This is a genomic window from Bacteroidota bacterium (genome assembly GCA_018831055.1).
In the GTDB taxonomy this organism is placed as follows: Bacteria; Bacteroidota; Bacteroidia; order Bacteroidales; family B18-G4; genus M55B132.
The window spans coordinates 1-12,677 of the sequence record JAHJRE010000197.1 but is presented as its reverse complement, the minus strand read 5'-3'; the positions used below and the strand labels follow the sequence as shown (position 1 = coordinate 12,677).

Below are 12,677 nucleotides of genomic sequence, written 5' to 3'. Positions count from 1 at the left end.
CAAATTTATGCCTAACTGCTATTTTTTTGTCATTTTTTATGATGGCAAAAGGTATGCAGGCTACTAACCCTGAGGAAAAAACAGCGGAAGAGTATAACCGCCTTGGTAGAAGTGCTGCAGCAAAAGGGAACTTTGACGATGCCAGGATGTATTTCCTAAAGGCCGTTACAAGCGATTCATCATTTGCACCTGCATATAACAATCTGGGAATTTTTTTCCGGTTGCAGGGAAAGTATGATGAATCGCTTGATTATTTTAATCAGGCTGAGAAATTGTACCTTTCTTCTTCGAATTCTGAAGAATTATATATAGCAAGTGTTTATAATAATAAAGGGATTGTTTTTAAAGACAAGGGAGATTATTTCCAGGCGTTACGCTATTATAATAATGCATTAAATATTTTTTTATCCAGCCCTTCAGGCATGAAGAGTGCCGCTCAGGTTTACAATAATATTGGCATTATATATTTGATCCAGAGTGAATTCGGTAGAGCTTTGGAGATGTTCCTCAAAAGCATTGAGATTAAAGAGGATTATGAGCCGGAAGATCTTTCCGTTGCATTTGCAAATTGCGCTATGGCTTATGCCGGATTGAATGAATATAGTCTGGCGGAGGAGTATACAACGAAGTCTATTGACAATAAGATCAAGTATTTTGGCGAGCGCAATTATAAATTGGGTGAATCATATCTGAATCTTGCGCAACTAAAAATTCTTCAGGGGAAAGATGAGAGCGGCCTGGAGTACTTTGAGAAGGCTATACAGCTTTATGATGAAGTATTGGGTCCTCTTAGCACATTTCATTCAGGGGTTTACCAACCAAAGGGAAGTTATTATCTCGACAAGGGCCAATATCGAAAAGCACTTGAAATGTTTCAGCTTTCAATTATCTCTCTGGTGGAAAATTTCAAGGATACAAGCATTTTTGAAAATCCCGAAAAGGATAACCTGTTAATGCAGACAATGCTTCTGAGTGCATTGAGTTTTAAGGCTGAAGCATTATCCAGGATTTATTTCCAGGGTGGGAATAAAGATCGGCGATGGCTCATCGAGAGTATGGAAGTGTATGATATCCTGGCATACATGATAGAAAAGATGCGTGGAGGATATCTTGATGAAGAGAGTAAATTATTTATTACTCAAAATGCCCGGGATAGCTATAATGCTGCCCTCATTGTAAGTAATGAGTTATACACGCATACTGGGGAAAACGAATACAAAATGACAGCATTTGTAATGGCTGAAAAAGGCAAGGCTGCCGTTTTGTCTTCTGCTGTACTTGATTTACAAAACAAGCAAGTATATGGTATTCCGGAGAAATTGCAGCGTTTTGAAAAGAACATACTTATAGAAGCAGACTTTTATGATAAAAAGTTGTATGAGGAAAGACAAAAACGAGAACCTGATACTGGCAAGATAATACGTTGGCAGAGTAAGGCCCTGGAGTTAAGTAGACAATACGATAGTCTGATGACTTTCCTTCAGGATGAGTATCCCGATTACTATGAACTTAAATATGATAATAAAATAGCATCTGTAGAAGAGATTCAAAGCCAGATTGCCCGGAACGAAGCTATAATTGAATTTACTATGACAGATACGTTGCTTTATATGTTTGTTATAACCCGCAACGATTTTGATATTTTCCCTAAGAACATTGATTCACTCTTTTATAAGTCACTTGATAACGTAATTTCAAAACTGAAAGACAACAGGTTCGGAAATATTGGAATTGAAGAATATAATGACTTAAACGGTAATTTGCACAATTTATATGTACTATTGTTTTCAGATGTCGAGCCTGTAATAAAGAATAAAAGATTGATTATCATACCGGATAATCAATTGGGATATCTTCCTTTTGAAGTACTTTTAACCGCCGAGCCTGCTCCTGGTGAATTTGATTTTAAAAATTTACCGTATTTATTAAGAAGTCACCCGGTCAGTTATTCATATTCGGCAAATATGTTAATACAGCAAAAAAAGATTGAAAAAGGAAAAAGATTGAATTTGCTGGCGTTTGCTCCTACCTATGAAAATGTATCGGTAATTGATACCGGTAAGTTTATTGCCAGTCGTAATTATAAATACGATTTAGTCCCCCTGCGCTTTGTTAAAGAAGAGACCTCTGGCATCAGCAGTATAATAAAAGGTAAAGTATATCAGGATTATGAAGCAACCGAAGAAGCATTTTGGAAAGAAGCTTCACAATATGATGTCTTACATTTTGCGATGCATACTCTGATCAACGATGATAATCCAATGTACTCGCAGCTTGTTTTTACATTAAACAATGATACTGCTGAAAACAAAGATGGTTTATTGAATACTTATGAAATCTATAATGCGGATCTTAAAGCCAGGTTGGCAGTATTAAGTGCATGTAATACAGGATCTGGAAAGCTTCAGAAAGGTGAAGGTATAATGAGTTTGGCCAGAGGATTCTTTTATGCGGGGGTTCCAGGCATCGTAATGACACTTTGGGCAGTTGAGGATCAATCAGGATCGGAATTAATGAAACTATTTTATCAGCATTTATCGGATGGCTACGAGATTGATATTGCTCTGCAAAAGGCCAAACTTGAATATCTTGCAACTGCCGATATGCTTACAGCACATCCCTATCTCTGGAGCGGTTATGTCAATATAGGTTATAATGGATCCCTTTATCAAAAACAAAAGGCCCTGCCTTATCTGGCAGGGGCCCTGGGGTTGGTTATCATTCTGGTATCAGTCTTTTGGATTCTGCGCCAACGAAAAATTAAATCTTATTAAGTCTTGTTGCTTTCTTTTGGGATAAAGAAGGCGGAAACTGTGAGTACAGTTTCCGCTTCTGATTAAGTCATAAGTCTATTGTGAGGTTGAAAACCTTCCGAAAAAAAAATTAAACAACTTTGTTAATGAACTGGTCATAGGGAGTCAACTTTTGGGAGGTTGACTATATGGTTTGCAATAAATCAATATCAAAAAACAAAGAACTTTAGTAAGTAACTTCAAAATTCAATATCCGAGTCGTGATTAAAAAAATACAGGGAAAATGATCCTTACCGGGGTTTACCTGTTAATACTCTTTATGATATTCTTGGCTTTGTACTTATAAGCACTGTTGCTGTTGCTTATTTCCTTAAAGATATCATAAGCCTTGTCGTTTTCATTGAGCTTCAGATAGCAAAGGCCTGCATACCATTTGGCTTTATCCTGGTAGAGGTTTTGATTCTGATTAACAATGTTGTTGAAAGGCTTCAGAGCATTCCTGTATTTTCCTGTTTCAATACTGGATATTCCTGCATAAAACTGAACTGGAATGTTGTTAGGATCCTGATCAAGGATTTTATTAAACAATTCAAGAGCTGCAGTGTAATCCCGGGTCTCATATTTCTGGAACCCTTCGATCAGCATTTTGTCTTCAGACTGACCACGGATGAGCAAAGCAGCGTCCGGTTGATAATAAATCCTGAAAAGGTTTTCATTCGTTACCGGCTTATCGGCATTCATGAAATAAAGTGAAATGCTGCCAAACAGAAGGACAAGAAAGAAGGCAGCTGCCGCAATTCTGTGTAACTTGCTCCTGAACAGTGATCTGACAATGGTAGTCGACTCAGGACGTTGGGTGAACTGATAAATGTTATCGAGATTACTTCTTAAGTCGATAACATCAGTTTCATTCAACGCTTCGTCTATTTCCTGGTAAAGTCTGACCTCCTGGTCAAGTGCGGGATCGTTGCCCAGTAATTCATCGAAATTCCTGAGCTCGTCTTCAGTTAACTCATTGTTTATCTTGCGGTCGATGAGGGCGACAAGACTGTTTTCAATGTTTTTCATTTGCTCTAAGTTTTATAGTAGGGATCATTTTTAATGCGTTTGACTAAAATCTCCTTGCATTGATACTTTCTTTTTTTTGCATATTTCTCACTTGTGTATCCCATGATTTTTGCTATCTCCTTCAGGGATACCTTTTCCATAAATAAGCGCAGGACTTGCTGACAATCTTTACTCAGACTTAGATAATGATTCTGATACATTTTAAATCTATCCTCAATCGGACTTGAAACGCTCTCCCCTGTTTCAATGTCGACAGATTCAAAATCTTCGGTATATCTTATCTTGTCCTGTTCTATCTTTCGCCTTTCCAGTTCTTTAAGCCATAAATTTTTGCTGATGGAAAAAATGTATGTTTTAAAGGAACAAGAAATAGCAAAATTCTTTTCGTTTTTAAGTCTCCTATAGATGACAATAATAGACTCCTGAAAGATGTCTTTTGCGTCATCCTCTGCTCCACTGTTTAGGATAATAAAGTTTTTGATTGCCGGATAAAACTTCTTGTAGATGTACTCTAATGTATCCGTATCGTTTAATCGTATGCCTTCAAGCAACGATTCCTCAATGTAATGCATCTCCTTATCCTTTTATTAGTTCCAAAATTTTCAAAAGGTAACCCTTCGTCTTGAATTTTTTTTTCATTTTTTTTCATTTTTTTTTCATAATTCGCATGATTCAGGGTAAACCTGTTTACTTAAACGGCAATAAAAAAAATAAGTTTTGTTTTAAAACGGGATTTTTGGGGAAATAATCTTGAATTTGAGTCCTCTTACTGGGGTATATAGCATCAAATAGGGAACTAATAAGAAAAAGTCCCTATGAAAAAATTAAGCATCTTTATGATTAGTTCCTTTTTGGTTATAATGGTAACCTTAGCGGGAGCATTTTTTTCAAAAAAAAATAAAAATAATCCTGGTAAAACCCTGCGTATTGGATTCTACAATGTTGAAAACCTTTTTGATCCTTACGACGACCCTAAAACGAATGATGACCAATTTACTCCATCCAACATTAAAGGCTGGTCGAATGAACGCTATCAACGAAAGTGTTTACTATTGTCGAAAACCATAATAGCAATGGGAATAAAGGGGCCTCCTGATTTTCTCGGCCTGGCCGAAATTGAAAATAAAAAAGTATTGACGGATTTGATTTATTCCACACCTTTATTGAATTGGGATATGGATATTATCCATGAGGATTCTCCAGATGAAAGAGGAATAGATGTTGCTGCCGTTTATAACAGGAATTTCTTGTCAGTAATTAACTATGGTTATTCAAAAGTAAGATTCAGATCCGATAAGCGACCTACCCGGAAAATCCTGTGTGCATGCCTGAAGACCAATAATAATGATACAATCTACATTTTGGTAAATCATTGGCCTTCACGTTTTGGAGGTCAACTTGAATCAGAAGATGGGAGGATTGATGCTTCAAATACATTGATTAATATTCTGGATTCTTTGAACTCACTAAAAGCAAATCCCCATATTATTATCATGGGTGATTTCAATGACAATCCTTCCGACAGAAGTATTCTAATGCTTACAGAGAAAAAATTCACTACCCTATATGGAAGAAAAACCTTCATTGTGAATCTGTCGGAGAGTATTGATTACTCAGGAACTCTGAAGTTCAATGCTGTGTGGTTTACTTTTGACCAAATTTTGATAAGTGATAATTTATTGCCCAATCCAGGAAAAAGTTGTTATATTGCATATGTAAATGCCAGGGTTTTTCATCCGGATTTTTTGTTATGCCAAGATGAAAATTATACTGGATTAAAGCCTTTTCGGACTTTTAGCGGAAGCAGGTATTTGGGAGGATTTAGTGACCACCTTCCGATATGCATAGATGTGGTTTTGGTGGACAGATGATAAATATCTCATAACAATGCAGTCCTGAATGTAAGGGAAACCTGAGATACCAGAGAAACGATGGTAATAAAAAAAAGAAAAAGCAGTTTCAAAGCATTTGGTTTCGTGATATTATGTGCAGGTTTGTTATCATCCTGGTTGTTTTTGATCCTTTTTAATGTTTTTATTCGTGAAGTTGTACTGCATCGCATTGTCAGTGAATTTGTCTTTGTAGAATCTTCCGGCAAATATTTTCTGGAAATCAGTGATATTGATTTTAATTTGTATTCACAGACCTTTGATATCGATAATGCTTATTTAATCCGAACAGTATCGTCACCACAGGAAAATGAGAGAAATGCCGGGTTGTTAAGGATTGGTGCAGGGAATGTGCAATTGTCAGGTTTTCGTCCTTTTCATTTTCTTTTTCTTCACAAGCTTATTTTCAGGAAGTTTATCATCGACAATCCTATTGTTGATATTATCGTACCTAAAAACAAAGCATCCGATACCATACATGTTGACCGTGGATATTCAGGACGGGGGCGTTTGTTTCCTGATGTGATTTTTAAGGAGTTGGAAATTAATCATGGACAAGCTAAGATCTACAGCAACCCGGGAGATACTTTATGCATTCACGATTTTAGTTTGACAGGAGAAGAAATTGTTTTTCATGAATACTTACTAAATGATGATATTTCCCCACTGGAATTTCAAAATATTGAGTTTTGCTTTAATGACATTGAGTTACATTCATTGGGCGTTTGGAATGATTTTAAAGTTAAATCCCTTAGTTACAATTCAGAATCATCTGATCTCAGAATTCTGGAAATCCAGGCTTTACAAAATTCGGGGGAATGTGAGAAATCACTGCATATTCCAGAGATATTACTGGAAAATATGAGTTTCAAAACTATATTATCTGGAATACATCTAAATAAAATTTCTGTAAATAATGCATTTTTATGCTATAGCATTCCTTTTCCTGATAAAACGGATACCGATCATAAAGACAAAAAAGCGATAATTCACTCATCAAATGATTTTCCTGTCAGTACTGACTCATTATTGATCAGGGATTTATATTTGCATTTGACAACGAATGAAGGTGCCATAGTCCAGGTAAATCAACTGGATTTAAAATCGGGCTCCATTGATTTGAGTTCAGTTTTTCACCATAAAAGATGGGCCTCTGATTCCGGAATGTGCGTGATGGCAGAGTCTGTTGAAATATGCTTTCCGGAATATAATCGATTTAATGCCGGGTATATTGGCTATTATGGATCAAAGCAATTGCTGGTCATGTCTGATGGTAAATTATCTTCAGGTTTAGAATCCGGATTTATTTCAGGAAAAGATGCCATAAACGTTGAAATACCCTACCTAAGGCTCAGAGGTTTGTCTGTGAAAGCTTTACAAAGTAATCCTGTTCTTTTGGATACCCTGCTTATTGAAAAAATGTTATTTAAACTTAACGGTAAACTTGCGAGTCAAAATGAGGCTGAATTGTCGGGGAGTAATCCTGCTAAAATAGGTATTCCAAAATCTGTTGAGATCAAACATGTGGAGATATCGGATGGAGAATTCGGGGTTTCGTTGTCAAAGAAAAATGGACAACAAGGTTCTTATAAGGCAAAATTCGGATATTCGTTATTGATGGGTCATTTGAATACAGAAGGATTCGGGCGGGATGCTGAAGGATCTGATTTTCCTGCCGAAAGGATAAACCTTAAGCTCAATGGAATAATTTTTAAAAATGGCAACGATGTTAATGCAAATATTCGTTCCGTGGAATTTAATTCTGAAGGAGGAAGGGTTACCGTTCAACATCCGGTCATAACCTTTTCGGATTCTGATAATGATAAAATGATAGAAGCAGGGGAAGTGCGAGTTTATGATCTGCCTTGGAGGTATTTCTTTCTGGTAGATCGAAATAGCAGAAATGGGCATATGAAATTGGCAGAACACGGTGTCAATGGTGTAATTGATATTCTGGAACCCTCATCCATAACTTTTAAAGATATTAACTATATCAGCGAATCCGGACAAGAAGAAATCTCGGTTAAAACCCTGAATATTTATGGGAAAGATTCGATAAATGCTTCAAAAATCTTCTTTATCCGGGGAGGGGATATGTTTAATGTTTCGGATACTACAATTTCTTTCACTTCTCAACGGCTCTTTCTAGGCCAATGGCAGTTTTTTGAATTCGATTCGTCATTGATAATAAGGGAGTTATGTGTGTATGGCCCGGATGTCACTTTGTGGAAATCTTCGTCAATTAAAAAACACGGAAATGTCAATTTGCCTCTGAATGTTTTCTCCCTTGATACACTATATATAATTGATGGTAAATTCCGGTATTATAACTCAACTAGCCAGGTTGAGAATCAGGCTCTTGCGGAGGGGCAGATAAATTTTCGTGGAAATGATATAAAAATAATAAAGCCATTTGTAAGAGGCAAGTTTCCGGAGTTTACCGGTGAATACTTGTTTTCAATCGGAAATTTTAGGGGAGGTCATCACACAAGCAGATGGGCAATTGGTGAGACAGATTATAATTCCGGGGAGGAATCTTTAAATTTCACTGATATCTCATACTTTAATCGGGAAAGTAAAGATTTTCCTATCGTAGTTGATGAAGTCATTGTGGATGAAGTTTTACTTAAGGGGGTTAATCCTTTACAGATTATAAATTCCTCAGACATATCTGTCAGGGATATCTTTGTAAAAAATCCCAACCTAAGGATTAGTTATTTCCCTGATTCTTCTTCGCATGAAAGCAAGAAATTCAGTGAAGGAGAAAGCTTCAGGGGAATTCAGATTGATAACTTTCAGATATCCGGAGGGAGTATAGTTTTTAACCAGTTTACAGATACAGGAATGATTCAGCGGATGGATGTAAAGGAGTTTGCGTTAGGATTTAGGGGATTTCAGTACAATCCTGGGTCTGAAGGTTATTTTGGACACAAAATGAGCATTACAGATGGTAGTTTCAGGATTCCTGCATTCTCTTTGGCCACACAAGGGGGGATGTATAATATTGGTTTCGAGAAATGTGAGTTAAAGTCTTTTCAAGATACCCTGACAATAGATTCATTTTATTTACATCCGAATTATTCAAAATACTCATTTGCTAAAGTTTTGGGATACCAGACCGACCGGATGAATATTTCTGTTTCAAGGATTGAATTGCTTGGGGTTGACTATTTTTCTATATTCTCAGGAGAGGTTTATATAAATAAAATTCTTATCAAGGATCCGGCAATCGAAGGATTTCGCGATAAAAGTATTCCATTTCCCGAAACCCAAAGGAGGAAACTTCCGGTAAGTATGCTCAACAGTATTACTATTCCCCTTAGAATCGACTCGGTTCGATTAATTGACGGGAAAATAAGGTATTACGAGCACGTGGAAGGATCTAAATATCCCGGGGAGGTATACTTTTCCCGGATAAACGGAACAATTGAAAATGTGGTAAACAGAGGCATGATCGAAGCGAATGATTCTATGATGAAAGCATTGATCACAGGCAGATTGATGGGGGAGGGCATTCTGAATGCAGAGATATTATTCCCGCTGCATGCTGAAAACGACACTTTCCAATTATCAGCCTCACTGGGAAATATGGATCTGACTTCTTTTTCAGAAATGACCAGGAATTTGTTCGGGGTAGAAATTAAAAAGGGTTGGGGTAGTGCTAGAACACTTAAACTGAACGGGAATAATGATTATTCAACCGGAGAGTTGTTGTTTCCGTATGAAAAGTTAAGGATTTCATTGTACAACAGGGAAAAAGGGAAAAAGCGAGGTGTGAGCTCAGAGTTGCTTGCTTTTTTGGCCAACGAACTTGTTCTGAAATCAAATAATCCCCGTCTTTTACGGAATTTAAAGACAGGAACTATTTATGCCAAAAGGGATTACCGGAAGTCATATTTTAACTTTGTATGGAAATCAACCCTTTGTGGTATTGAATCAACCTTGGGTTTTTCAAATAAAGATTTAAGGGAATATCAAAAATCTATAAAAAAAATGCAGGATAAAAAGCGCACAGGTATATCCGGAAAAATAGAACCTTAATCCTTTCAGGTATTATTGTTTTTGTTGTTATGTAAACCACATTCCTTCATATCCGGGTTTTCCCACCACCACCTTCCCGCTCTAAGGTCTTCTCCAGATTTGATGGCTCGAGTACAGGGCTGGCAACCTATGGAAGGAAATCCTTGGTCATGCAGTTTGTTATATGGTATACTATTGTTTTTTATATAATCCCATACATCGTTTTCCGACCAGTTTATAAGGGGATTAACTTTTATTATTTTGTTGTTTTCATCCCACTCTACAAGGTGATTGTCTTTTCTTGTGACAGACTGATCACTTCTTAATCCTGTAATCCAGATGTCGGTATTTTGAAGAGCCCGTCTCAGGGGTTCGATCTTTCTGATATTACAACAAAGTTTCCGGTTTTCTATACTACGGTAGAACAGGTTAATGCCATGTTCATTGACCATTTTCTCGGTTTTTTGTGTATCGGGGTAATATATTTCTATGAGAATATGGTATCGGTTTCTGGTTTTTTCTATAAGTTCATAAGTTTCAGGGAACAATCGACCTGTATCGAGGGTAAAAATTCTGATATCAAGTTTATAATGAGAGATCATTTGTGTGATTACCTGGTCTTCGGCTCCCATACTTGTTGAAAAGGCTGTTTTACCATGATATTTATCATTGAAGAAGAGCAGAACCTCATGGGCTGAAAAATTCTGAAGCAGATTGTTATAATCGTTTATTAGTTCCAATCTTTCCTGGGTTCCCATTACTTAATAATCATAAATTTGGATGCTAAAATACATCATTTTAATTAAACCTGATAATTCGGCAATAATGAAGTATCATTTTATCGCAATAGGGGGCAGTGTTATGCATAATCTGGCAATAGCACTGAAAAACAAGGGGAACCAGGTAAGCGGTTCTGATGATGAAATATTTGAGCCTTCGCTGGGTAGGTTAAAGGAATCAGGATTGTTACCAGATGCTGCCGGTTGGAATAAAGAAAGGATTAAAGGGGATCTCGATGCAATAATATTAGGTATGCACGCCAAGGCTGACAATCCTGAGCTCATCGAGGCAAGGAGGCTTGGAATTCCTGTATATTCTTTTCCTGAATTTCTTTATGAACAAACCAGGAATAAGACCAGAGTGGTTATATCGGGTAGTCATGGTAAGACAACCATCACATCCATGGTTATGCATGTGTTAAAGCAGGAGGGGATATTATTTGATTATCTGGTAGGAGCAAAACTGGAAGGATTTGACGTTATGGTAGGCATGAATGAAAAAGCTAACATAGCGGTATTCGAAGGGGATGAATATCTGACATCCCCCCTGGATCCCCGGCCAAAGTTCCATCTCTATCATCCTGACATTGCTCTGGTAACCGGGATTGCCTGGGATCATTACAATGTATTTCCAACCTTTGAGAATTACCTCGAACAGTTTATGATATTTGTACGTAGTATAGAGAAAGGAGGTATATATATATATTATGAGGGTGATAAAAATGCGATTGATTTGCTTCCTTTCTTACCCGTTGGTGTAACTGCCGTACCTTACCGGGAAGTTCCGTTTGATATTCAGAATGGGGATTATTTTCTGGTATACGATCAAAAAAGGTACCCTTTAGATTTATTTGGACTTCATAATATTCAAAACATTGCCGGGGCCTGGAAAATCTGCGGTCAATTAGGGGTTTCGGATGAAGCTTTTCTGAATGCCATAGCTACATTCCGGGGTGCATCCAGGAGGCTGGAAAAAGTATATGAAAGCAAGGAGTCCACTGTTTACTGGGATTTTGCTCATGCTCCTTCAAAAGTCCGGGCAACTGTTGAGGCAGTCAGACAGAAATATCCTGAGAGAAGATTGGTTGCTTGTCTGGAGTTACACACATACAGCAGTTTAAGTAAAGATTTTTTAACGAATTACGGGAGTTCCATGCATGGGGCAGATATTGCTGCCGTTTATTTTAATCCTCATGCAATTGCTTTAAAAGGGCTAAAAATGCTTGATTTTGAAGATGTTCGCCAGGCCTTTGCTCATTCAGATCTGCATGTATTCAATGATTCAAAGGTAATGCAGCAATTTCTAAAGGGATTGTCATGGACGGGGACGAATCTATTAATGATGAGTTCGGGTGATTTTGATGGGATAAAGGTTCGTGATTTTTCAGCCTCATTGTTAAAAGGAAAATAAAAGGCCTGTCACCAAGGGCAACAGGCCGGAGAAAATATTGTAGATTAACGGTTTATCCATTCATAGAAATCAGGAATTCTTCATTTGATTGGGTAAACCTCATTTTATCTTTCAGGAATTCCATAGCTTCGAGTGGATTCATATCAGCAAGGTGGTTGCGGAGTACCCAGATTCTTTGAAGGGTTTCCTTATCCAGGAGAAGGTCGTCACGCCGGGTACTTGATGCAATAATGTCGATGGCGGGGAAAATTCGTTTGTTCGATAGCTTGCGGTCGAGTTGAAGTTCCATATTTCCAGTTCCTTTAAATTCTTCGAAGATCACTTCGTCCATCTTGGAACCGGTGTCGATGAGTGCGGTTGCAATAATCGTAAGGGAGCCGCCATTTTCAATTTTTCGGGCTGCGCCAAAAAATCTTTTTGGTTTTTGAAGGGCATTAGCCTCAACGCCTCCTGATAATACCTTGCCTGATGCCGGGCTTACGGTGTTATATGCTCTGGCCAGGCGGGTGATGGAGTCGAGAAGAATGACAACATCATGTCCGCATTCGGTCATGCGTTTTGCTTTTTCAAGTACAATATTTGCAATTTTTACATGCCTTTCTGCAGGTTCATCGAATGTGGAAGAAATAACTTCAGCCTGCACCGATCTTTCCATATCTGTTACCTCTTCAGGCCTTTCATCGATCAGGAGCACAATAAGATAGGCTTCCGGGTGATTGAAAGCGATGGAGTTGGCAACAGCCTTTAGAAGCATAGT

The 12,677-nt window shown here is 37.6% G+C and carries 8 protein-coding genes; 4 read left to right on the top strand and 4 right to left on the bottom strand.

Annotation, left to right across the window (positions count from 1 at the left end):
* The first annotated feature begins 38 nt into the window (after window positions 1–38).
* Window positions 39–2,774, top strand: a complete 2,736-nt coding sequence (locus tag KKA81_12980) for a CHAT domain-containing protein (GenBank protein MBU2651843.1) — start codon at window positions 39–41, stop codon at window positions 2,772–2,774.
* 279 nt (window positions 2,775–3,053) lie between these two features.
* Here KKA81_12980 and KKA81_12975 read toward each other — a convergent pair whose 3' ends face one another.
* On the bottom strand, window positions 3,054–3,821 hold the full coding sequence (locus tag KKA81_12975) for a tetratricopeptide repeat protein (GenBank protein MBU2651842.1): 768 nt from the start codon (window positions 3,819–3,821) through the stop codon (window positions 3,054–3,056).
* Between the two features lie 5 nt (window positions 3,822–3,826).
* Window positions 3,827–4,393 (bottom strand): sigma-70 family RNA polymerase sigma factor, encoded by a 567-nt coding sequence (locus tag KKA81_12970; GenBank protein ID MBU2651841.1) that lies wholly within the window; start codon window positions 4,391–4,393, stop codon window positions 3,827–3,829.
* A 243-nt stretch (window positions 4,394–4,636) separates the two neighbouring features.
* Here KKA81_12970 and KKA81_12965 point away from each other — a divergent pair, with 243 nt between their 5' ends.
* Both KKA81_12965 and KKA81_12960 read left to right on the top strand, forming a co-directional pair.
* On the top strand, window positions 4,637–5,692 hold the full coding sequence (locus KKA81_12965) for an endonuclease (protein ID MBU2651840.1): 1,056 nt from the start codon (window positions 4,637–4,639) through the stop codon (window positions 5,690–5,692).
* A 60-nt stretch (window positions 5,693–5,752) separates the two neighbouring features.
* Entirely contained in the window at window positions 5,753–9,751 is a 3,999-nt protein-coding gene (locus tag KKA81_12960; protein ID MBU2651839.1) for a hypothetical protein, read from the top strand.
* A gap of 5 nt (window positions 9,752–9,756) precedes the next feature.
* Here the strand turns inward: KKA81_12960 and KKA81_12955 are convergent, their stop codons facing one another.
* Window positions 9,757–10,488, bottom strand: coding sequence for a phosphoadenylyl-sulfate reductase (locus KKA81_12955; GenBank protein MBU2651838.1), 732 nt, complete (start codon window positions 10,486–10,488; stop codon window positions 9,757–9,759).
* 67 nt (window positions 10,489–10,555) lie between these two features.
* Here KKA81_12955 and KKA81_12950 point away from each other — a divergent pair, with 67 nt between their 5' ends.
* On the top strand, window positions 10,556–11,920 hold the full coding sequence (locus KKA81_12950; GenBank protein ID MBU2651837.1) for a peptidoglycan synthetase: 1,365 nt from the start codon (window positions 10,556–10,558) through the stop codon (window positions 11,918–11,920).
* Window positions 11,921–11,972: 52 nt separating this feature from the next.
* Here KKA81_12950 and rho read toward each other — a convergent pair.
* Window positions 11,973–12,677, bottom strand: a 705-nt coding sequence (rho, locus tag KKA81_12945) for a transcription termination factor Rho (protein ID MBU2651836.1), incomplete at its 5' end; no start/stop codon positions are given.

Coding starts and splice junctions, on each gene's coding strand:
- KKA81_12980 (MBU2651843.1), top strand. CDS start 39: ATGATGGCAAAAGGTATGCAGGCTACTAACCCTGAGGAAAAAACAGCG.
- KKA81_12975 (MBU2651842.1), bottom strand. CDS start 3,821: ATGAAAAACATTGAAAACAGTCTTGTCGCCCTCATCGACCGCAAGATA.
- KKA81_12970 (MBU2651841.1), bottom strand. CDS start 4,393: ATGCATTACATTGAGGAATCGTTGCTTGAAGGCATACGATTAAACGAT.
- KKA81_12965 (MBU2651840.1), top strand. CDS start 4,637: ATGAAAAAATTAAGCATCTTTATGATTAGTTCCTTTTTGGTTATAATG.
- KKA81_12960 (MBU2651839.1), top strand. CDS start 5,753: ATGGTAATAAAAAAAAGAAAAAGCAGTTTCAAAGCATTTGGTTTCGTG.
- KKA81_12955 (MBU2651838.1), bottom strand. CDS start 10,488: ATGGGAACCCAGGAAAGATTGGAACTAATAAACGATTATAACAATCTG.
- KKA81_12950 (MBU2651837.1), top strand. CDS start 10,556: ATGAAGTATCATTTTATCGCAATAGGGGGCAGTGTTATGCATAATCTG.